Genomic DNA, 20621 nt, shown 5'->3' on the forward strand with positions numbered 1-20621 from the left:
CGGCGCCGTCGGCAGGGCGTGGCGCGAAGGCCGTGCCGGCATGCCGGGTGCGGTCGCCGTCACCTAAGCGACCGAAAGGTCGTTCGCAGATGATCGACAAACACCGGCGGATTCTCCATTGCCGCAAAATGTCCGCCCCGCTCCGCTTCGCCGAAAAAGCGGAGGTCGGCAAAGCGTCGCTCTGCCCAGCGCCGGGAAACGCGCACCTGCTCCCCGGGAAACATGCTGATGCCGGTGGGCGTGGGCATTGGATGCGAAGGCATCTCCGCCATCGCCTCATGCGCGGCTTCCCAATACAGGCGTGCAGAGCTGGGCCCTGCGTTCGGGAGCCAGTACAGCATGATGTCATCGATGAGGTGGTCTAACGCGAACACCTTCTCCGGCTCGCCGTCGCTTTGTGAGACGTCCTGAAAGAGTGCATAGATCCATGCCGCCAGGCCCACCGGGGAGTCAGCCAAACTGAAGCCCACCGACTGCGGCCGTGTGCTTTGCAGCTTCATGTAGCCGGAAAATTCCGCGTAGTAGCGCTGGGCGTCTTCCAGCATCTTCTGCTCGGCCGGTGTGGCTTCGGCGATTTCCTGCGTGCTGGGTTCGAACATCACCATGTTCAGATGGAGACCCCGCAAGCCGGGCGGCTGCATGAATCCAAGCGCGGTGGTGATCGCACTGCCCCAATCGCCGCCCTGTGCGGCCCAACGCTCGGCATAACCCAGACGGCGCATCAGTTCGACCCATGCGGCAGCCGTGCGCCCGACGCCCCAGCCACGGGCGGTTGGCTTTGCAGAGAAACCAAAGCCAGGCAAGGATGGGATGATGAGATGGAAGGCGTCCGACGCCTGCCCGCCATGGGCCACCGGGTCGCTCAAGGGGCCGATCACCTCGCGGAATTCGAGCACCGATCCGGGCCACCCGTGCGTCAGTAGCAACGGAAGCGCACCTGGCTCCGGCGAGCGGACATGCAGGAACTGGATCTCCAGTCCATCGATCGTGGTGCGACTGCTGTTCCAGCCGTTCAATAACCGCTCGGTCGCACGCCAGTCGTAGCCAGACTGCCAGCGGTCCACCAGGCGCCGCATGCGCTCGCTCTGCGGGCCCTGGCTGTGGTCCTCCACGGTTTCCCTACTTGGCCACCGCGTTTGCCTAAGCCGGTGTGCGAGGTCATCCAGCTCCGCCTGTGCAACCTGGATGTGGAACGCTGCAATGCCATCGCGCATCTCAGGACTCCCGTACATAGGTATTGGCCAGTGTCTGGCGGGCTGTTTGCCAGGAGCGCGCACCGTAGCGATCGTTATCCAGTGGGACCAGTTTGCCGCGCCCGCTCATCATGTCGCGCAGGTATTGCATGCCCTGCCAGGGAGGGAAGGGATCATCGCTTGCGGGCGTGAGTGCACGCACCGCACTGATGATTGCCGACATCGTCCCGAGCCCGCCGGGCCTGAGCGTGCGATAGCGCTGCCCGGTGAGTTGGGTGAGCAGTTGCGCGATGTCGTTGGGTGAAATGCTGTTGCCGGCAATGCGCAGGTCCCGTGGGGCCCTGGAATCCAGTGCCGCCGCCGCCGTGTAGCGGGCGACGTCATCTTTGGCGGTGAAATCGAGCTGCTGGTTGGCGTCGCCAAAATGCATGACGCGACGGCCCGGCACCACAAGGCGCGCACTGCCCTCGAGAAGCTCCAGAAAACCGCCGCACAGAACCGAGGTGGCCGCGATCGGCGCGGCATCCAGTTGATCTCTGAACCGGCGCCGCAAATCCAGGTTTCGATTGTCGCCCGGCCGTGTCTTCGTATAGTCGAGCGAGAAATCAGACGGGATGAAGCGATGCACGCCAGCGCTGACCGCTGCATGCAACAGTTTTCCCTGTTGACCCAGCATGACGTCTTCCAGGCCGTTGAGCGCGGAAACGACGCATGCCGCATTCCCGACCGCTTCACGCAATGAGTTGGCGTCTTCCATCTCGACGTAGCGGATCGTGATGTTCCTGCGTTGCAAGGCCGCAATACGGTCCTTGCCTGCGCCTTGCCGCACAAGCGCAACCACCGCGGCGCCCTGGTCCTGCAGGGCAAAGGCGATGCGGCAACCCAGGTCGCCGGTGGCGCCTGCGACAACGATTGGGGATCTCACATCTGACGTCATGACTTGCCTCTCGCTTGGGTCTTTTGCGCCAACGACGGCAACGGGAACTGCGACAGAAGATGCAGGCTGTCTGTCACGCAGCACCCAGGCCATTCGCCGGCTTGGCAGACCACGCAGCGAATAACTGAACGATAACGTTCAGTTGATGGCAATGCAAGCGGCGTGTAAGTTTTCGTGCATGAAAGCGGTCAAGCAAAAATCAAAAGGCGGACGGCCGCCACTCGATAAGGCGGGCGATGTCGAACGGCGCTTACTCGATGCGGCACTGCAACTCTTCCTGGAACGCGGGTTCGAGCACACCTCGTGCGAGGACATCGCGCGGCTGGCAGGCGCGGGCAAGGCAAGCCTTTACGCGCGCTATGCCAACAAAGACGCCATCTTTGAGGCGGTGGTCCGCCGCGATGTCGACACCCAGCCGCTGCCTGCCGCAGCCAGCGTCCCCATGGATCTGGAGGGGCGCCTGAGACACGCAGGACAAGGGATACTTGCGCATGCATTACAGCCCCAGACGGTGGCCATGATGCGCCTGGTCGTCGGCACCTCCATCCGCGCGCCAGCGCTTGCCGCTGAAGTCAACCGCATCGGCTGGGAGGGCGGGCTGCGGCGCGTGCAGATGACGATCCTGGACGGCCCGGATCAACCGGCCAATCCGTCTGCGTTGGCAAGCCACTTCGTCGACCTGGTCTTCGCTCCGCATCAACTGCGCGCGCTGCTGGGCGAGCACCCGGACGACCTGATCGCCACCGCATCGGCGCGTGTGGAGTGGGCGCTTGCACTTCTCAAGGCTGCTGGCCAGCTGGAGACCGGAAGTCCTCAGTGACACCCTTGAGTTGCAGGAATCCTTGAACAACGCAACGGAACGACGCGACTTGATGGCGTATCGGCGGTGTCCTTGGGCACGCGCATGTTGTCCCTGCTCTCAGCAGCGAAATGAAACTTCTCAGTGCTGCGACATCGTGAGGTGGCGGATCACTTTTTGAAGTCGGTAGGGCGTTCCAATTGGTAGATCGCCTCACCCAGGTCATCCAGCTTGCTGGCAACGATCGCCTGCGCATCGTAGACGCCCCGATTGTAGAAATAGGCCCCCACCTCTTCGGCGAAGAAATCCAGCAGAAACTCCGCATCGAAGCGGCCGATCTGCTGCTTCAGTTCCTCGCTGAAATATAGCTGGATCTTTCGGGTGATCGCCGCCCGCTCGCCTTCGGTGAATTTGATCTCGGTCATGGATGCTCTGGTTGGCTCAACTGCGGTATCGGGGCGATCTGCGTTGCGACACAGGCAACTTGGGGCGATGGCTGGCGGTTGAACCCAAGCGCTTGCCCGGTCGGCATCGAGATGAAGGGTCAGATGGCAACCGGCCAACGGGAAGGCCTGCCTGCCCGAAGGTAGTCAAGGTATTCGGACTCGGCAATCCCGAGGTTAGTCCAGCGCGTAGGGTCCGCCGCCAGGAATGTGCTGGCATACGTCACAGCAGCGGCTGCGTCCGCAAAGATGGCGGCAGGGGCACGGGGTCCGTCTGGCTCGAAATATGCGAAGTCATACAGATCCGAATAGTCTTCGCTGCCAACGTCCTCGACGTCATACACCCATACCTCGATGCAATTGTTTGCCGGCCGCAACTCGACATGGCGAATGTATGCTGCATCGACTGGACTTTTTCCGAGAAACTGCTCGACCGACCTGCTGCGCCGTAATGTGGCTGCAAGATCGATCGGTAAAAGATAGCGCATACAGGCTCCCTGCCTTCAAACTGTCGCTGCTCCTCAAATAAACGAGCCGCGCCGCGATGCGGCGTCGGCTCGCCCGTGTTCACTTGGACTGACTTGCCGCGCGTTTGAAATACGCCGTGCGCATCACCGGGTTGCCATCCTTGAAGTACGCTTCAATCTCGGTCATGACCTTGCCGTCGGCACTGACCGTATAGGTGCGTGTGGATGCCGGGACACCTTGATACATCAACTGCATCACCAGCACGCCGGGCTCGGGCATTTTGACTGCGGCGCGATCCACCAGGTAGGTGCCCGAGGCCTTGCCCGGTGTGCCGTCCAGCAACAGCGTGGATTGCGCCTGCAGCGTCTTGTTGTCGTGTTCGATGATCTCGGCGTTGGTGGCCCACTTGTTGCCTGGAACCTGTTTGAACTCCAGGACGACACGTTTGGGTCGTGCAGCCGGTGGCATCGGCAGGCTGCTGGTATCCAGCAGCCAGGTTCCGACCAGTGGCGATGGCGCGGTTGATGCGGAGAAGGCGGGTGTGGCCTGCAACATGACGGCAGCCACTAGTGCAACACATGCGGTCTTCATGTGAACTCCCTGATCGATATGTGATCCCTGCGGGCAGTCAGGCGACTGCTTGCAAGGCATTGCGCGTAGAGATCGACTTCCCGTAGACCGTCCCACTCCGGCCCGAGGGCGATACTCACCGCTGCCCGGTGGTGAGTCAACCGACCGCAGGATGTGGCTGCTGGCGCAGTTCTCGTCGCTCTGCAGACCATCATTGATTGCACAATCAGCCGTGGTGACAAACAAAGACACCCGCACGGGGCGGGTGTCTGGCATGCGTCAGCGCGGCGTGTGGCTTGCGCCGAAAATTCAGCCCTGCGCCTTATCGAACTCCACGTGATAGCGCGTGGCCTCGTTCACTTCGTTCTTCGACCCCAAGAACACCGGCACACGCTGATGCAGCTGCGTCGGCTGGAGGTCCAGGATGCGCTCGCGCCCGGTGGTGGCCGCGCCGCCGGCCTGTTCCACCAGCATGCTCATCGGGTTGGCTTCGTACATCAGGCGCAGCTTGCCCGGCTTGGACGCGTCCTTCTTGTCCCAGGGGTAGATGAAGATGCCGCCGCGGGTGAGGATGCGGTGCACGTCGGCAACCATGCTGGCGATCCAGCGCATGTTGAAATCCTTGCCGCGGGTGCCGTCCTTGCCGGCCAGCAGGTCGCTGACATAGGACTGCATGGCCGGTTCCCAGTGGCGCTGGTTGGACATGTTGATGGCGTATTCGGCGGTGTCTTCGGGCACGCGCATGTTGGCCTGGGTCAGCAGGAAGCTGCCTTCCTCGCGCTCCAGGGTGAAGGCGTGGGTGCCGTGGCCGAGCGTGAGCACCAGCATCGTGCTGGGGCCGTAGATGCAGTAGCCGGCGGCAACCTGCTGGGTGCCCGGCTGCAGGAAGTGCTCGTCGCCGGGCTTTTCGGTGCCCTTGGGCGCGCGCAGCACCGAGAAGATGGTGCCCACCGAGACGTTGACGTCGATGTTGGAGCTGCCGTCCAGCGGATCGAACAGCAGCAGGAAATCGCCGCTGGGGTACTGGTCGGGCACCGGCTGGCTGTGATCCATTTCTTCCGACGCGCACGCGGCCAGGTGGCCACCCCAGGCATTGGCTTCGAGCAGGATGTCGTTGCTGAGCACGTCGAGCTTCTTCTGCGCCTCGCCCTGCACGTTGCCGGTGCCGGCATCGCCGAGCACGCCGCCCAGGGCGCCCTTGCTCACGGCGATGGAAATGCGCTTGCAGGCGCGCGAGACGATGGTGATCAGCTGGCGCAATTCCGGGTCGATACGGCCGGCGTGTTGCTCTTCGATCAGGAAGCGGGTCAGCGAGGGACGCGACATGGGAGCGGGCAGCCTGTGTAGGAAGTGGTCCGCCATTGTCGCTATTGCGCCGTTAGATTTCGATCACTGGATGCGCGTTTTGCAGCAAACCTGATCGAACATGCGCGAATGTGGTGCCCAAGACTGGGGTTGCCGACATGTACCACGCGGTCTTGGCGCAGCTCTGCACACGCGCAGGAGCGGCGAACACGCATAAAAAAACCGGGAGGCTGGCGCGCTCCCGGTTTGCAGGTGTCGGCCGTGTCGGCCGATCGCGATGCGCTTACATGCGGCTGACGGTGGCCACGGCCTGTGCCACGTAGTCCAGGTTGCGCTGGCTCAGCGCGGCCACGCAGATACGGCCGGTGCCAACCGCGTAGATCGCGAATTCCTCGCGCAGGCGGTCCACCTGGGTCCTGGTCAGGCCCGAGTACGAGAACATGCCGGCCTGGCGCTGGATGAACTCGAACTCCGGCGCGCCCAGCGTGGCCAGCTTGGCCACCAGGCCCGCGCGCAGCGCGTGGATGCGCTCGCGCATCTCGGTCAGCTCCTGCTCCCACAGATCGCGCAGCTCCGGGCTGGTCAGCACACCGGCCACCAAGGCGGCGCCGTGCGTGGATGGGCTGGAGTAGATCGTGCGGATGATGCGCTTGACCTGCGATTGCACGGCCTTGGCTTCGGTCGCAGTGGCCGAGACCACCGACAGCGCGCCCACGCGCTCGCCATACAGCGAGAACGACTTGGAGTACGAGCTGGCGACCACGTAGCTGTCGATGCCTTCGGCAGCGAGCAGGCGCACCGCATACGCATCGGCCTCGATGCCCTTGTCGAAGCCCTGGTAGGCGATGTCGACGAACGGGAACAGGTTGCGTTCCTTCAACAGCCCGGCAACCTGCTTCCACTGCTCCTTGCTCAGGTCCGCGCCGGTCGGGTTGTGGCAGCAGGCGTGCAGCAGCACCACCGTGCCCGGTTCGAGTTTTGCCAGATCGGCGAGCATGCCGTCGAAGTTCAGCCCATGGCTGGCGGCATCGAAGTAGGTGTAGTCCACGACCTCGAAGCCGGCCGCGCCGAACACTGCGCGATGGTTTTCCCAGCTCGGGTTGCTGATGGCGATGGTGGAGGTGGGCAGCAGTTTCTTGAGCAGGTCCGCGCCCACGCGCAAGGCGCCGCTGCCGCCGACGGTCTGCGAGGTCGCCACGCGGCCGGAGGCCACCAGCGCCGACTCGGCGCCGAACAGCAGCTCCTGGGTGGCCTTGTCGTAGGCGGCCAGGCCGTCGATGGGCAGGTAACCGCGCGGTTTGGCGTCCAGCGCGAGCTGCTGCTCGATCTTGTGCACGGCGCGCAACAGCGGGATGCGCCCGTTTTCGTCGTAATAGATGCCCACGCCCAGGTTGACCTTGTTGGGGCGGCTGTCGGCGTTGTAGGCCTCGGTCAGGCCCAGGATGGGGTCGCCTGGAACCTGTTCCACGTTTGCAAAGAAGGACACGGCATGACTCGCTGAAGGACGAAAGAGTGAGGGACTTCCGGGATGTTCGGCCGCGGCTGGGCCAAACCACTTCATCGTAGCAGCCCATGGCCGGCGTAGCATGCTTCGTTCCGTACGCAACGATGCGGCCACAGTACGGATGAGGGACACTACGCCCATGCCCAGACTTACCTTGTTGGCCGCCGCCTGCGGCCTGTTCGCCACGAGCGCCGCGCCGCCCGTCCTGGCCGCCGATCCGGCGCCGCCCGCCTCCACGCCGATCCAGCGATTGCCCACCGTGCAGGTGGACGCCGCACGCGTGCGCGGGGTGGACGACTTCGACCTGCCGGCCTCCTTCACCGTGGTGGCGGCCGATGCCGACAACCGCCGCGGCGCGCAGGTGTCCGAGCTGCTGGACGGCATCCCCGGCCTGGTGGCGCGCGATCGCCAGAACTACGCGCAGGACACCCAGCTGTCGATCCGCGGCTTCGGCGCGCGCTCCACCTTCGGCGTGCGCGGCGTGCGCCTGCTGGTCGACGGCATCCCGGCCAGCATGCCCGATGGTCAGGGCCAGCTCTCGCATTTCAACGTGCTGGGCGCCGAGCGGGTGGAAGTGCTGCGCGGCCCGTTTTCGGCGCTGTACGGCAACTCCTCTGGCGGCGTGCTGCAGCTGTGGAGCGCCGACGGCAAGCCGGGCGACCCGTGGCGGCTGCGCGCCACCTACGGCAGCAATGCCACCGTCAACACGGGTGCGCAATTGCTCGGCCAGCAGGGCGCGGTGCACTACAACCTGGCAGCCAATCATTTCGAAACCGACGGCTTCCGCGCCCATAGCCGTGCAAAGCGCGATTCGGTCAACGCCAAGCTCGGCTTCGATCTGGCCGACGGCCGCCGGCTGGACCTGGTGCTCAATTACCTGGACGCACCCGACGCGCAGGACCCGCTCGGCCTGACCCGCGCGCAGTTCAATGCCGACCCGGCGCAGGCCACGGCGGTGGCGACCCAGTTCAACACCCGCAAATCGGTGCGCCAGTCGCAGGCCGGCGCCATCTTCACCCAGCAGTTCGACAGCCAGACGCTGCGGCTGATGGCCTACGGCGGGCAGCGCAGCGTGGAGCAATTCCTGGCGATCCCGGTGGCAGTGCAGCGCAACCCGCTGCATTCGGGCGGGGTGATCGATCTGGACAGCAATTACGAAGGCGCCGATGCGCGCTGGGCCTGGCAGGGCGAGGCGCTGGGCCGGCCGTTGCAGCTGACCGTGGGCGCGAATGTCGATCGTCAGCGTCAGCACCGCACCGGTTACGAAAACTTCGTCGGCGACACGCTGGGCGTCAAGGGCGCGCTGCGCCGCAACCAGCGCGACCAGGTCGAGAACGTGGACCAGTTTGCGCAGGCGTGGTGGCAGTGGAGCGCGCGCTGGTCCGCCTTGTTGGGCGTGCGCCATAGCCAGGTGCGCTTCGACTCGGACGATCACTACATCCTCGGGCGCAACCCCGACGACAGCGGCCAGCGCGATTATTCGGCAACCACGCCGGTGGCCGGCATCGTGTTCCGTGCCGCCGAGGACCTGCGTTTCTACGCCTCGGTCGGGCGCGGGTTCGAAACGCCCACCTTCAACGAGCTGGGTTATCGCAGCGACGGCGGCGCCGGCCTGGCGCTGGATCTGGGCGCGGCGACCAGCCGCAATTATGAGATCGGCAGCAAGTGGCGCGCGCAGAGCGGCGCAGCGGTGGAAGTGGCGCTGTTCCGCGCCGACACCGACGACGAACTGGCCGTGGCCAGCAACACCAATGGGCGCAGCACCTATCGCAACATCAGTGCCACCCGCCGCCAGGGCGCGGAGCTGAGCTGGAATCAACCGGTGGGCACCACCCAGCAGCTGCAACTGGCCTACACCTTCGTCGATGCCACCGTGCGCGATGGCTACCTCACCTGCGCCAGCAGCGGCTGCGCCACGCCCACCGCACCGGTGGCCAGCGGCGCGCGCCTGCCGGGCGTGCCGCGCCAGCAGCTGTTCGCGCGCTGGCAGTGGCAGCCGGCGCAATGGCAGTTCGCCGCCGAAACGGTGGCCTCCGACGCCACCGTGGTCAACGACCTGGCCAGCGAGCGTGCGCCCGGCTACGCGCTGGTCAACCTGGAAGCGTCCCGGCGCTGGACCACCACGCTGGGCGGGCTACGCACCTTCGCCCGCATCGACAATGCGCTGGACCGGCACTACATCGGCTCGGTGATCGTCAACGACGGCAACGGGCGCTATTACGAACCGGGTCCGGACCGCACCTACACGGTCGGCCTGCAATGGGATTTCGGCGGCTGAGCTACCGCAGGCGGTGCGCATTCAACAACATGCACACCGCCCGTAGGAGCGCACCCGGGCGCGACGAAGCGGTCCCGCCAACGCACGCGGTCCGCCATCGACACGCCACACCTATGACCACCACACCAGAGCCCACCATGATCGTCATCGATCACGCCCCCGCAGGCTGGTTTCTCCTGCGCGCAGACAACCGCTACTGGCTGGACATCAACTGCACGATCTCGGCCACCGGCTTCTCGCTTCTGCTGGCATTGAACGCAACCGAGCAGGCCGACGTGCTGGCAGACGGGCATGCCGCCTGCGCACGGCTGGCCGCGAAGGTGCAATGGCGGCCGCACGATTTTGCCGCGCGTGATGTCAGCGCCAGTCACGGTACGCAGGTCATCGCAGCGGTGCGGGCGTGGCGCGCGGCAGACGCCAGCAACGCGCGCGCATGAACCCATCGCGCCGGGCAAACCGCTTGCGCTGTTCGCCGCGCGGCTGCAATGCGCCGCGTTGATGCAGCGGTGACTGCCGGCAATGCGATGCACTAAGCTTGCAAGCGCATTCCCCGCACAAGGATGTTCCCGTTGAACACGCGCTACGCCCCGATCGATTTCAGCGACAAGCTCGCCCTGCTGTCGCAGCACTGGTCCCCGCGTGTCGTCGCGGAAATGAACGACTACCAGTTCAAACTGGTCAAGCTGCAAGGTGCGTTCGTGTGGCATCAGCATGCGGACACGGACGAGGTGTTCATCGTGCTGGACGGCAACATGACCATCGAATTTCGCGACGGCGTGGTGGCGCTGTCGGCCGGGCAGATGCACGTGGTGCCCAAGGGTGTCGAACACCGCCCGGCGGCGGAGCACGAATGCAGCGTGCTGCTGGTCGAGCCGCGCGGCGTGGTCAATACCGGCGATGCGGGCGGCGCATACACCGCAGACAACGACGTCTGGATCTGATCGCTGCGCTCGGCGCGCGGGTGCTGGCGGCATCGGTTTGCATCGACGCAGCCACTTCTGCATGGCGGGTTATTGCAAACACCGAGCTGGGTAGGGCGCACCTGGTCCTGCACGGCATCGCCCGCAGCGCCTGCGGCCAACCGGTCGTGGGGTGCGTGCTAGGCTCGGATTTCTGCACACAACGCATGGAGCATGGGATGACATTCCTGCACGTGATGTCGGTTGCGGCGCTCGGCGCGACCAGTCTCCTGAGCGGCATCATCGCCAATGCCGCTGCACCCGCGGAACCAGGCATGCTGCAGGTAACGCGGACCTTTCCGGCCGATAGCCCCGCCGTGGCGCAGGTGCATCGCTGGTTGCTGGCGCAGCCGTCCAGGCAACAGCCCCCGGCAAGCGCCGCCGAGCTAGGCCAGCTGCGCACCAGTTACCGCACGCACGCGCCAGCTGCCGGCGGGCGTGCAGACCTGGCCAGTAGCGAGGTGGCCTTCCCGGAACATGGTCAGCCTGGCGATGCGGTCGCCATCGACGCATGTGGCGCGGGGATGCGCTATCACTGGACGTATCGGTGGACTGCGGCATCGGCCACAGCGGGTTGGCAGTTGCAGTCCTATCACCTGAGAAACGTGCAGGACTGCGCTGCTGCCATGGCCGATCCCGACGTCTTCAAGCCGACTGCACCGCGCGGCTGAGGTGCGTGCGCATGGCGTGCAAGTCACCCGTCGCGATCCACGGCGAGGGGTTCTTGGCGGTGGGCACGCGCATCCGCGCCCTGCCGGGCCGCGTCGGTGGGCGATGCGTTTGCGCGCCCAGTGTCAGGCCCGTTGCGGGCCGAGCCGGCGATACAGCGTGCTGCGGCTGATGCCGAGCCGGCGTGCCGCCTGCGCGACGTTGCCGCCGCAGGCGTCCAGCGCCTGCCGCATCGCCGCCTTCTCCATCTGCTCCAGGCTATCGGCCGGTGCCGGTGCCGGTGCCGGTGCTGCACCGGCGACCGCCGACACTGCGGTCCGGGTGGCGAGGTAGCCCGGCAGTGCGTCGCGGTCGATGCACTCGCCGGGTTCGCTCAGCGCCACCAGCGTGCGCAGGCAGGCCGAGAGCTGGCGCAGGTTGCCCGGCCAGTCGTAATCGGCCAGGACCCGCAGCGCGTCGCTGCTGAGCCGGCGGCCCTGGCCCAGGCGCTGCCACAGCTCCTGCACCAGCAGCGGGCGGTCGGCGTGCGCGCGCAGCGCCGGCAGCGCCACCGCATGATGGGCGATGCGGTAGTACAGGTCGGCGCGGAAGCGGCCGTCGGCGATCGCCGCTTGCAGGTCCTGGTGGGTGGCGCAGATCAGCGCGAAGTCCAGCCGCACCGGCTTGCCGCCACCCAGCGGCGACAGTTCGCGCTCCTGCAGCACGCGCAACAGCCGCGGTTGCAGCGCCAGCGGCATGTCGCCGATCTCGTCGAGAAACAGCACCCCGCCCTCGGCCTGGCGCAGCAGCCCCGGGCTGCCGTGCTTGCGCGCTCCGGTGAAGGCGCCGTCCTCGTAGCCGAACAACTCGGCCTCGATCAGACCCTCGGGCAGCGCGGCGCAGTTCACCGCGACGAACGGGCGGGCGGCGCGCGTGCAGCGGCGGTGCAGCTCGCGCGCGAACACCTCCTTGCCGGTGCCGGTCTCGCCTTGCACCAGCACCGGGAGCTCGGCATCCAGCACCCGGCAGGCGCGCCCGAGCAGGCGCTCGATCTCGGCCTCGAACAGCGGCGCGTCGCGGTCACCGTCCTGGCGGGCGGCCGAGACCGTGATCGGTGGCTGCGTGGCGCGCCGGCGCGGCCGCGCGTCGCCGCGCTCGTCCACGCGCCCGTACAGGGCGCGGCCCTGGCGATCGAACAGGGCGCCGTCGTGGCGCAGCCGGGTCAGCGGCTCCTCGAACAGCGCGTCGTAGCGCGCGCGCCCCAGTTCATGGCGCTCCAGCCCGAACAGCTGCAGGCCGGCGCGGTTGGCTGCCACCAGGCGCCCGCCGCGGAATGCCAGCAGGCCCTCGCGCGCGGTGCCGAGCAGGGCCGGGTCGTGGTGCACGCGCAGCAGTTCGCAATCGGCGATGCCGTCGTCGAAGTAGCGGTGCTCGATGCTGGCGACCGCGCGCCGCGCCAGCCCCAGCGCGTGGATATGCTGCAGACGCGCGTCGCCGGAGATGTCGAGCACGCCCACCAGCTGCCCGTAAGGGTCGAAGATCGGTGCCGCGGCACAGCTGAGGATGCCGTGCGGGGCGAGGTAGTGCTCGCCGCCGCGGACCTCGATCGAGCGGCTCTCCACGATCGCGGTGCCGATGGCATTGGTGCCGAACACGCTCTCGCTCCAACAGGCGCCAGGCATCAGCGCCACCCGCCCGGCGCGCTCGAGAAAGCCGGTGCTGCCCTCGGCATCGAGGATCCAGCCAGCCTCGTCGGTGAGTAGCACGACGCTGCCGGTGGCCGCTGCGTCGGCCGACAGCCCTTCCAGCTCGGCGCGCGCGCGCCGCCACAGGGTTTCGTGGCGTTCGCGCATCTCGCGCAGGCGTGCGGCGCTGACCGGTTCGATCGCCGGTGCCGCCTCGGCGGCCAAGCCCTGGCGCTGGCAGCGTCGCCACGATTGCAGGATCGCGTCCGGTACCTGCCCGGCCGGCATCGCGCCACGCTCGAAGAACGAGCGCCGCGCCCGGCCCAGCTGCTGCTCCGTCGACATCGCCATCCGCCACCTCGTGTCGCAATCTGCGACAGTCCAGAAGATCACTGTCGCGATAAACACCATGTTTGCGGACACAGCGCAAGCGCCGCGCGTGATGCGCCGCAGCGAAGACCGCGCCCATCGGTCGCACCTGCGGCGTGATCGGGCTGACGCAGTGCAGCAGGCAAAACCTGGCATCGCCCTTGCGTGACAACGGAGACGCCCGTCACGGGCTTCCTCCCATGTACCGCAGGAGACACCGATGAATGCCGTCACATCCGCCAAGCCGCTGAACACCGACCCGCAGTCCATCTTCAAACCGCGCTATGACAACTTCATCGGCGGCAAGTGGGTGGCGCCGCACAGCGGCCAATACTTCGACAACACCACGCCGATCAACGGCAAGGTGTTCACCTCGATCGCGCGCTCCAACGCACAGGACATCGAAGCCGCGCTGGATGCCGCGCACGCGGCAAAGGACGCCTGGGGCAAGGCCTCCACCACCGAGCGCTCCAATGTGCTGCTCAGGATCGCCGACCGCATCGAGCAGAATCTGGAACTGCTCGCCCATGCCGAGACCTGGGACAACGGCAAGCCGGTGCGCGAGACGCTCAATGCCGATGTGCCGTTGTGCGTGGATCACTTCCGCTATTTCGCCGGCGCCATCCGCGCGCAGGAAGGCGGCATCTCCGAGATCGACAGCGACACCATCGCCTATCACTTCCACGAACCGCTCGGCGTGGTCGGGCAGATCATTCCGTGGAACTTCCCGCTGCTGATGGCGTGCTGGAAACTGGCACCGGCGTTGGCCGCCGGCAACTGCGTGGTGATGAAGCCGGCCGAGCAGACCCCGGCCTCGATCCTGGTATTGATGGAAGTCATCGGCGACCTGCTGCCGCCGGGCGTGCTCAACGTGGTCAACGGCTTCGGGCTTGAGGCCGGCAAGCCGCTGGCCAGCAACCCGCGCATCGCCAAGATCGCCTTCACCGGCGAAACCACCACCGGCCGGCTGATCATGCAATACGCCAGCCAGAACCTGATCCCGGTGACGCTGGAGCTGGGCGGCAAGTCGCCGAACATCTTCTTTGCCGATGTGATGGCCGAAGACGACGATTTTCTCGACAAGGCGGTGGAAGGCTTCGTGCTGTTCGCCTTCAACCAGGGCGAGGTGTGCACCTGTCCCTCGCGCGCGCTGATCCAGGAATCGATCTACGACAGGTTCATGGAAAAGGCGCTGGCGCGCGTGGCCGCGATCAAGCAGGGCAACCCGCTCGATCCCAACACCATGGTCGGCGCGCAGGCCTCCAGCGAGCAGCTGGAAAAGATCCTGTCCTATATCGACATCGGCAAGCAGGAAGGCGCGCAGGTGTTGATCGGCGGCGAACGCAACACGCTCGATGGCGAGCTGGCCGAGGGCTTCTACGTCAAGCCGACGGTGTTCAAGGGCCACAACAAGATGCGCGTGTTCCAGGAAGAGATCTTCGGGCCGGTGGTGTCTGTGACCACCTTCAAGGACGAGGCCGAAGCGCTGGCGATCGCCAACGACACGCTGTACGGCCTGGGTGCCGGTGTGTGGAGTCGCGATGCGTCGCGCCTGTACCGCATGGGCCGCGCGATCCAGGCCGGGCGCGTGTGGACCAACTGCTATCACGCGTATCCGGCGCATGCCGCGTTCGGCGGCTACAAGCAGTCGGGCATCGGCCGCGAGAATCACAAGATGATGCTCGACCATTACCAGCAGACCAAGAACCTGTTGGTGAGCTATTCGCCCAAGGCGCTGGGCTTCTTCTGACACCCATGCCGGTCGCGCTCGTGCGCGGCGACGATCGGCTGGCACCGCGCGCGCCGCGGCTTTGACCTCGATCAAGGCCCCGGTTGCGGCCCGGGGCTAAGGTTCCTCAACGACAGCGACAGGAGTGCAATGTGGACAAGACGATGAAAGCTGCAGTGGTACGTGAGTTCGGCAAGCCTCTGGTGATCGAGGAAGTGCAGGTGCCGCGCCCGGCCGCCGGCGACATCCTGGTCAAGATCGAAGCCTGTGGCGTTTGCCACACCGACCTGCACGCCGCCGAAGGCGACTGGCCGGTCAAGCCGAACCCGCCGTTCATTCCCGGCCACGAAGGTGTTGGCCACGTGGTGGCAGTCGGCGAAGGCGTCAAGCACATCAAGGAAGGCGACCGCGTCGGCATCCCGTGGCTGTACTCGGCCTGCGGGCATTGCGAGCACTGCCTGGGTGGCTGGGAAACCCTGTGCGAGGCGCAGCAGAACAGCGGCTACTCGGTCAACGGCGGCTTCGCGCAGTACGCGCTGGCCAATGCGGACTACGTCGGTCACCTGCCCAAGGGCATCGGCTTCGTCGAGGTCGCGCCGATCCTGTGTGCGGGCGTCACCGTCTACAAGGGCCTGAAGGTCACTGATACCAAGCCGGGCCAGTGGGTGGTGATTTCCGGCATCGGCGGGCTCGGCCACATGGCAGTGCAATATGCCAAGGCGATGGGACTGAACGTGGCCGCCGTAGATGTGGACGACGCCAAGCTGGCACTGGCCAGGCGCCTGGGCGCCACGGTGACGGTCAATGCGCGCACCACCGATCCGGTGGCGTACCTGAAGAAGGAAATCGGCGGCGCACACGGCGCGTTGGTCACCGCGGTATCGCCCAAGGCGTTCGAGCAGGCGATCGGCATGGTGCGGCGTGGCGGCACGGTGTCGCTCAACGGCCTGCCACCGGGCCAGTTCCCGCTGGACATCTTCGGCATGGTGCTCAATGGCGTGACCGTGCGCGGCTCGATCGTCGGCACCCGGCTGGACCTGCAGGAGTCGCTGGCCTTCGCCGAGCAGGGCAAGGTCGCGGCGACCGTGGCCACCGACACCCTGGACAACATCAACGACGTGTTCGCGCGCATGCACGCCGGAACGATCGAGGGGCGTATCGTGCTCGACATGGCGGCCTGACCGCGCCGCAGGAGGCAGACGATGCAGGGCACCACCACGCAGACAGACCCGCCGTTGCAGGTGATGGCCACGCTGGCGGCGTTGCAGTTGATCGACACGCTGCGCGCTCGCCACGGCGATGTGCTGTTCCATCAATCCGGCGGCTGCTGCGATGGCTCATCGCCGATGTGTTTCCCGGTGGGCGACTTCATCGTCGGCGACCGCGACGTGCTGCTGGGCGAGATCGGCGGCGCGCCGTTCTACATCAGCCCGTCGCAGTTCGAATACTGGAAGCATACCCAGCTGATCATCGATGTGGTGCCGGGGCGCGGTGGCATGTTCTCGCTGGAAAACGGCGAGGGCGTGCGCTTTCTGGTGCGCTCGCGCCTGTTTGCCGACGAGGAGTTCGCCCAGCTGCAGCGGGCAGGCCGGGCGTAACCCAGGCCCGCCTGGCTGTGCTGCCGGGCGGGGAATCAGCCGGCTGGTTTCAGCGGTCTGCCACGGTCGACGGCGCGGTGCCGGGCTTCTTGGCCGGGGTGTCGCCATCGGCGGGAACCAACGTATCGGGCGCATCGCCGGCACCGCGGTCTTCGTAGTGTTCGGCATCGCGTTTGCCGTGCTGTTCGCCTGGCTGGGTCGGTTGGTCGCGCAGTGGGTCGCGGGACATGCGGTACTCCTGGTCATGGGGATGGATGCGCAGTTCACCGCGCGCCTAGTGAAGGGGGCGCAGTGGCTGCTGCAGACGCACGGCTCACGCATGGATCACGGTGGCCGCGCTACAGCTATGGGTTAACTCACACACCACCCGGAGTCACACGCCGATGGCACGACCGATCTGGACCGGAACGCTCTCGTTCGGCTTGCTCAATGTACCGGTGTCGTTGATGTCGGGCGAGCGCAAGGTGGATCTGCATTTCCGTATGCTCGATTCGCGCGACAAGAAGCCGATCCGCTTCGAGCGCGTCAACGCCGACACCGGCGATGAGGTGCCGTGGAAGGAGATCGTCAAGGCGTTTGAGTACGACAAGGGCAGCTATGTCATCGTCGAGGAACAGGACATCCGCTCGGCCTCGCCGGAAAGCCACGAAACGGTGGAAGTGGAGACCTTTGTCGACGCCGCCGATATCGACCCGCGTTATTTCGAAAAGCCCTACATCCTGGTGCCCGGCAAGAAGGCCGAAAAAGGCTATGTGCTGCTGCGCGAGACACTGCGCGACACCGGCAAGGTGGGCATTGCCAAGGTGGTCATCCGCACGCGCGAATACCTGGCCGCGGTGATGCCGCAGGGCGATGCGTTGATCCTGCTGCTGCTGCGCTACCAGCAGGAAGTGGTGGACCCGCAGGACTTCAAGCTGCCGGCCGGCGCGGTGGGCGAGTACCGCATCACGCCCAAGGAACAGGAGATGGCCAAGCAGCTGATCGAGTCGATGTCCGGCACCTGGCAGCCGGAGGATTACCACGACGAGTTCCGCGGCAAGCTCGAGCAGATCCTGCGCAAGCGCATCCAGGCCAAGGGCGGCACCACCACCGTGGATGTCGAGCCACCGCAGCACGAAGACGCCAGCACCAACGTGGTCGACTTCATGTCGCTGCTGCAGAAGAGTCTGCAGGCCAATACGCGCACGCCGGCCAAGAAGAGCAGTGCGCCGGCAACGGGGTCGGCCAAAAAGACCGCCGCCAAGAAAGTGACCAAGAAGGCCACCAAGAAGACCGCGGCCAAGGCCACCAAGACCACCGCCAGCAAGGCGGCACCGCGCCGCAAGGCCGGCTAGGCCCTGCCCATGTCATTGCACGATTACAACGCCAAGCGCCGCTTCGACCAGACCCCGGAACCGACCGGCGACACGCCGGCGCGCGCCAGCAAGCAGCCGATCTTCGTCGTGCAGTTGCATCACGCCAGCTCGCGCCATTACGACTTCCGTCTGGAAGCCGACGGCGTGCTCAAGAGTTGGGCCGTGCCCAAGGGCCCATCGTTGCGCGTGGGCGAAAAGCGCCTGGCGGTTCAGGTGGAGGACCACCCGCTGTCGTATGCCAGCTTCCAGGGCGATATTCCGCAGGGCCATTACGGCGCCGGGCATGTGGATGTGTTCGACCACGGGCATTGGCAGTGCGAAGGCGATGCGTTGGCGGCACTGGAAGCCGGCAAGCTGGAATTCGAACTGCAGGGCACGCTGCTGCGCGGCGGTTTTGCATTGGTGCGCACGCAGATGCGCGGCGGCAAACCGCAATGGCTGCTGTTCAAGCGCAGCGATGCGTACGCGGCCGATCTGGATGCCGATGCGCTGGTGGCGCAGCAGGCCGCCGGCGCATCGGCTGCAGTGGCGCCGGCAACCCGTGCCAAGGCTAGCCGGGCGCGGCGTGCGCCGGCAGCAACGGCGAGCGCCGGGACGACTGCGGCTGGCAAACGCGCGCGCCCGGCGCGTGCGGACGCCCGGCAATGGCGTACCCGCGCCCTGGCGCTGGACGGCGCGCGCGATGCGCCATGCCCAACCGAGCTGCGCGCGCAACTGACCTTGCTGCGCGAGCAGGCGCCGGATGGCGAGCGCTGGTTGCACGAGATCAAGTGGGACGGCTACCGCCTGCTGGCCGACATGGTCGATGGCCAGGTGCAGCTGCGCTCGCGCAACGACCAGGCCTGGACGCAGCGCTTCCCGGACGTGGTGCGCGCAGTGCAGGCCCTGCCGGTGCGCGATGCGCGCCTGGATGGCGAGCTGGTGGTGCTGGACGCGCATGGGCGCAGCGACTTCTCGGCATTGCAACGCGCGCTCGATGGCAGCGTCACGCAGCCGCTGCGCTACATCGTGTTCGACCTGCTCGGCGTGGCCGGAGTGGATCTGCGCGACACCCCGCTGCTGCAACGCAAGCAATTGCTGCACGACGTGCTGGGCGATGTGCCGGGCACGCTGGCGTTTAGCGACCATGTGATCGGCCACGGCCCGGAGGTCTTTGCGGCCAGTGCCGGCACCGGCTGGGAAGGCATCGTCAGCAAGCTCGCCGATGCGCGGTATCGCGAAGGGCGCAGCGCCGATTGGGTCAAGACCAAGCACGAAGACAGCGATGAGTTCGTGGTGGTGGGCTACACCGATCCCAAGGGCGCGCGCAGCGGCTTCGGTGCCTTGCTGATGGCGCAGCGCGAGGGCAAGACGCTGCGTTACGTCGGGCGTGTGGGCACCGGCTTCGACGATGCCTTGCTCGGTAAGATCACCGCGCTGTTGCAGGCGCTGCACAGCGACACCGCCACGCTGGAATTGCCGACGCACATCCCCGGGCGGCCACGCGATGTGCATTGGGTACGGCCGGTCTTGATCGCCGAGGTCGCCTTCCGCGGCTGGGCGAAGGAAGGCCTGCTGCGGCAGGCCGCGTTCAAGCGTCTGCGCGAGGACAAACCCATGAGCGAGTTGGGCGGCGACCGCGCCGCGCCGGGCAAGGCGCGTGCTGCAGGTAAAGGCAGTGCTGCGACCACGGCCACTGCGCCTGCGCGCAAGGCGGCGAGTAAAAAAACGTCGAGAACGACGGTCGACGCATCCACCAGCACCGCCAGCAAGCGCGTGCGGTCGACGGCATCGAAGACGACCGCGACCACGACATCCAAAAAGGCTGCAGCGCCCACGTCCACGGTCTCCAAATCTACGGCGTCCAAGTCCACAACATCCAAATCCAAATCCAAATCCAAATCCACGTCCACGTCGACGGACGGCATCACCATCACCCATCCCGAGCGGGTGGTGTTTCCTGCAGCGGGCATCAGCAAGGGCGATGTGGCCGACTATTACCGCGCAGTGGCGCCGCTGGTGCTGGCAGAGATCGCACGCCGCCCCTTGTCGCTGCTGCGCTGCCCTGACGGCGCCGGCGGCGACTGCTTCTTCCAGAAGCACGAAGGCCGCCACCTGGGTACGCATATCAAGGTGATTCCGCTGCAGCAGAAGAGCGGCACCGAGGACTACATCTACGTCGAAGATGCCGCCGGCCTGCTCGAGCTGGTGCAGATGAACACGCTGGAGCTGCATCCCTGGGGCGCGCAGGTCGACGATGCGGAGCATCCGGATCGGCTGGTGTTCGACCTGGACCCGGGCGACGGGGTGTCCTGGGCCGACGTGGTGGCGGCCGCGCGCGACATCCGCGCCAAGCTGCGCAGTGCCGGCCTGGAGAGCGCGGTGCGCCTGTCCGGCGGCAAAGGCCTGCATGTGGTGGTGCCGATCGTGCCGGAAGCGGACTGGGAACAGGCGCGCGATTTCTGCGCGGCCTTCGCCCAGGCGCTGGCAACGCACGCGCCGGATCGCTACGTGGCCACCATGAGCAAGGCCAGGCGCCATGGCGTGATCTTCGTCGACTGGCTGCGCAACGGGCGCGGCAATACCAGCGTGTGTTCGTGGTCGCTGCGTGCGCGCGAAAAGGCCACCGTCGCCGTGCCGCTGCGCTGGGAAGAACTCGGCAAGATCAGCGGCCCGGACGCCTTCCCGATGGACAAGGCCCTGCAACGGGCCAAGCGTCAGCGTGCAGATCCCTGGGAATCGGTGCTGGCGTTGCAGCAATACTTGCCCACTGCCGACAACGCACGCTGAGCATAGCGGCGG

Annotated in this window: 19 protein-coding genes; 10 read left to right on the forward strand and 9 right to left on the reverse strand. The window is 66.3% G+C overall.

The genetic code is table 11. The features are described 5' to 3' along the window. Positions 1–59: 59 nt before the first annotated feature. Together ABQY74_RS00570 and ABQY74_RS00575 are read right to left on the reverse strand one after the other, a co-directional pair. Positions 60–1214 (reverse strand): epoxide hydrolase, encoded by a 1155-nt coding sequence (locus ABQY74_RS00570; protein WP_349792876.1) that lies wholly within the window; start codon positions 1212–1214, stop codon positions 60–62. Position 1215: 1 nt separating this feature from the next. Continuing rightward, the gene (locus tag ABQY74_RS00575) at positions 1216–2130 is read right to left on the reverse strand and encodes an NmrA family NAD(P)-binding protein (RefSeq protein WP_349792877.1); all 915 of its coding nucleotides are present in this window, start codon (positions 2128–2130) and stop codon (positions 1216–1218) included. Positions 2131–2308: 178 nt separating this feature from the next. On the opposite strand from ABQY74_RS00575, the gene ABQY74_RS00580 reads away from it, so the two are divergent. Continuing rightward, entirely contained in the window at positions 2309–2950 is a 642-nt protein-coding gene (locus tag ABQY74_RS00580; protein WP_039529326.1) for a TetR/AcrR family transcriptional regulator, read from the forward strand. A gap of 149 nt (positions 2951–3099) precedes the next feature. Here ABQY74_RS00580 and ABQY74_RS00585 read toward each other — a convergent pair whose 3' ends face one another. The 5 genes from ABQY74_RS00585 to ABQY74_RS00605 form a co-directional block, all read right to left on the reverse strand. Next, the gene (locus ABQY74_RS00585; RefSeq protein WP_039509942.1) at positions 3100–3354 is read right to left on the reverse strand and encodes a DUF2164 domain-containing protein; all 255 of its coding nucleotides are present in this window, start codon (positions 3352–3354) and stop codon (positions 3100–3102) included. Positions 3355–3473: 119 nt separating this feature from the next. After that, positions 3474–3860 carry a hypothetical protein gene (locus tag ABQY74_RS00590; RefSeq protein WP_104574792.1) on the reverse strand — a complete coding sequence of 129 codons (387 nt, stop codon included), beginning with the start codon at positions 3858–3860 and terminating at the stop codon, positions 3474–3476. A gap of 79 nt (positions 3861–3939) precedes the next feature. After that, positions 3940–4407, reverse strand: a complete 468-nt coding sequence (locus ABQY74_RS00595; protein WP_104574794.1) for a LuxR family transcriptional regulator — start codon at positions 4405–4407, stop codon at positions 3940–3942. A gap of 312 nt (positions 4408–4719) precedes the next feature. Continuing rightward, positions 4720–5736 carry a class 1 fructose-bisphosphatase gene (locus ABQY74_RS00600; RefSeq protein ID WP_016903904.1) on the reverse strand — a complete coding sequence of 339 codons (1017 nt, stop codon included), beginning with the start codon at positions 5734–5736 and terminating at the stop codon, positions 4720–4722. Between the two features lie 262 nt (positions 5737–5998). Continuing rightward, on the reverse strand, positions 5999–7201 hold the full coding sequence (locus ABQY74_RS00605; protein ID WP_349792880.1) for an amino acid aminotransferase: 1203 nt from the start codon (positions 7199–7201) through the stop codon (positions 5999–6001). 157 nt (positions 7202–7358) lie between these two features. Between ABQY74_RS00605 and ABQY74_RS00610 the strand changes: the two genes are divergently transcribed. From ABQY74_RS00610 to ABQY74_RS00625, 4 genes are all read left to right on the forward strand, one after another. Beyond that, entirely contained in the window at positions 7359–9497 is a 2139-nt protein-coding gene (locus ABQY74_RS00610; RefSeq protein ID WP_349792882.1) for a TonB-dependent receptor, read from the forward strand. A gap of 137 nt (positions 9498–9634) precedes the next feature. Continuing rightward, positions 9635–9934 (forward strand): hypothetical protein, encoded by a 300-nt coding sequence (locus ABQY74_RS00615; RefSeq protein ID WP_115510599.1) that lies wholly within the window; start codon positions 9635–9637, stop codon positions 9932–9934. A 123-nt stretch (positions 9935–10057) separates the two neighbouring features. Further along, positions 10058–10438, forward strand: coding sequence for a cupin domain-containing protein (locus ABQY74_RS00620; protein WP_039517928.1), 381 nt, complete (start codon positions 10058–10060; stop codon positions 10436–10438). Next, a complete protein-coding gene (locus tag ABQY74_RS00625; protein WP_260400692.1) occupies positions 10348–11127 on the forward strand; it encodes a hypothetical protein in 780 nt (259 codons plus the stop codon). The genes ABQY74_RS00620 and ABQY74_RS00625 overlap by 91 nt, the downstream gene beginning before the upstream one ends. Positions 11128–11250: 123 nt before the next feature. Here the strand turns inward: ABQY74_RS00625 and ABQY74_RS00630 are convergent, their stop codons facing one another. Continuing rightward, entirely contained in the window at positions 11251–13140 is a 1890-nt protein-coding gene (locus tag ABQY74_RS00630; protein ID WP_349792884.1) for a sigma-54-dependent Fis family transcriptional regulator, read from the reverse strand. Positions 13141–13378: 238 nt separating this feature from the next. Between ABQY74_RS00630 and adh the strand changes: the two genes are divergently transcribed. The 3 genes from adh (at position 13379) to ABQY74_RS00645 (ending at position 16485) form a co-directional block, all read left to right on the forward strand. Beyond that, positions 13379–14908 carry an aldehyde dehydrogenase gene (adh, locus tag ABQY74_RS00635; protein WP_104554704.1) on the forward strand — a complete coding sequence of 510 codons (1530 nt, stop codon included), beginning with the start codon at positions 13379–13381 and terminating at the stop codon, positions 14906–14908. Positions 14909–15039: 131 nt separating this feature from the next. Continuing rightward, positions 15040–16068: an alcohol dehydrogenase AdhP gene (gene adhP, locus ABQY74_RS00640; protein ID WP_053046109.1), complete on the forward strand. Its 1029-nt coding sequence runs from the start codon at positions 15040–15042 to the stop codon at positions 16066–16068. A gap of 21 nt (positions 16069–16089) precedes the next feature. Further along, positions 16090–16485 carry a DUF779 domain-containing protein gene (locus tag ABQY74_RS00645; protein WP_016902914.1) on the forward strand — a complete coding sequence of 132 codons (396 nt, stop codon included), beginning with the start codon at positions 16090–16092 and terminating at the stop codon, positions 16483–16485. Between the two features lie 49 nt (positions 16486–16534). Here the strand turns inward: ABQY74_RS00645 and ABQY74_RS00650 are convergent, their stop codons facing one another. Next, a complete protein-coding gene (locus ABQY74_RS00650; RefSeq protein WP_039529303.1) occupies positions 16535–16714 on the reverse strand; it encodes a hypothetical protein in 180 nt (59 codons plus the stop codon). Positions 16715–16868: 154 nt separating this feature from the next. Between ABQY74_RS00650 and ABQY74_RS00655 the strand changes: the two genes are divergently transcribed. Together ABQY74_RS00655 and ligD are read left to right on the forward strand one after the other, a co-directional pair. Continuing rightward, positions 16869–17819 (forward strand): Ku protein, encoded by a 951-nt coding sequence (locus ABQY74_RS00655; RefSeq protein ID WP_349792887.1) that lies wholly within the window; start codon positions 16869–16871, stop codon positions 17817–17819. A 9-nt stretch (positions 17820–17828) separates the two neighbouring features. Then, positions 17829–20609, forward strand: coding sequence for a DNA ligase D (ligD, locus tag ABQY74_RS00660; RefSeq protein ID WP_349792889.1), 2781 nt, complete (start codon positions 17829–17831; stop codon positions 20607–20609). Positions 20610–20621 lie beyond the last annotated feature (12 nt).

The organism is Xanthomonas sp. WHRI 7064, assembly GCF_040202355.2.
GTDB classification, from domain to species: domain Bacteria; phylum Pseudomonadota; class Gammaproteobacteria; order Xanthomonadales; family Xanthomonadaceae; genus Xanthomonas; species Xanthomonas arboricola.

Bases quoted from the DNA above. Each gene is read 5' to 3' on its own strand.
- ABQY74_RS00570 (WP_349792876.1), bottom strand. From the start codon at position 1,214: ATGCGCGATGGCATTGCAGCGTTCCACATCCAGGTTGCACAGGCGGAG.
- ABQY74_RS00575 (WP_349792877.1), bottom strand. From the start codon at position 2,130: ATGACGTCAGATGTGAGATCCCCAATCGTTGTCGCAGGCGCCACCGGC.
- ABQY74_RS00580 (WP_039529326.1), top strand. From the start codon at position 2,309: ATGAAAGCGGTCAAGCAAAAATCAAAAGGCGGACGGCCGCCACTCGAT.
- ABQY74_RS00585 (WP_039509942.1), bottom strand. From the start codon at position 3,354: ATGACCGAGATCAAATTCACCGAAGGCGAGCGGGCGGCGATCACCCGA.
- ABQY74_RS00590 (WP_104574792.1), bottom strand. From the start codon at position 3,860: ATGCGCTATCTTTTACCGATCGATCTTGCAGCCACATTACGGCGCAGC.
- ABQY74_RS00600 (WP_016903904.1), bottom strand. From the start codon at position 5,736: ATGTCGCGTCCCTCGCTGACCCGCTTCCTGATCGAAGAGCAACACGCC.
- ABQY74_RS00610 (WP_349792882.1), top strand. From the start codon at position 7,359: ATGCCCAGACTTACCTTGTTGGCCGCCGCCTGCGGCCTGTTCGCCACG.
- ABQY74_RS00615 (WP_115510599.1), top strand. From the start codon at position 9,635: ATGATCGTCATCGATCACGCCCCCGCAGGCTGGTTTCTCCTGCGCGCA.
- ABQY74_RS00620 (WP_039517928.1), top strand. From the start codon at position 10,058: ATGTTCCCGTTGAACACGCGCTACGCCCCGATCGATTTCAGCGACAAG.
- ABQY74_RS00625 (WP_260400692.1), top strand. From the start codon at position 10,348: ATGCAGCGTGCTGCTGGTCGAGCCGCGCGGCGTGGTCAATACCGGCGA.
- ABQY74_RS00630 (WP_349792884.1), bottom strand. From the start codon at position 13,140: ATGGCGATGTCGACGGAGCAGCAGCTGGGCCGGGCGCGGCGCTCGTTC.
- adh (WP_104554704.1), top strand. From the start codon at position 13,379: ATGAATGCCGTCACATCCGCCAAGCCGCTGAACACCGACCCGCAGTCC.
- ABQY74_RS00645 (WP_016902914.1), top strand. From the start codon at position 16,090: ATGCAGGGCACCACCACGCAGACAGACCCGCCGTTGCAGGTGATGGCC.
- ABQY74_RS00650 (WP_039529303.1), bottom strand. From the start codon at position 16,714: ATGTCCCGCGACCCACTGCGCGACCAACCGACCCAGCCAGGCGAACAG.
- ABQY74_RS00655 (WP_349792887.1), top strand. From the start codon at position 16,869: ATGGCACGACCGATCTGGACCGGAACGCTCTCGTTCGGCTTGCTCAAT.
- ligD (WP_349792889.1), top strand. From the start codon at position 17,829: ATGTCATTGCACGATTACAACGCCAAGCGCCGCTTCGACCAGACCCCG.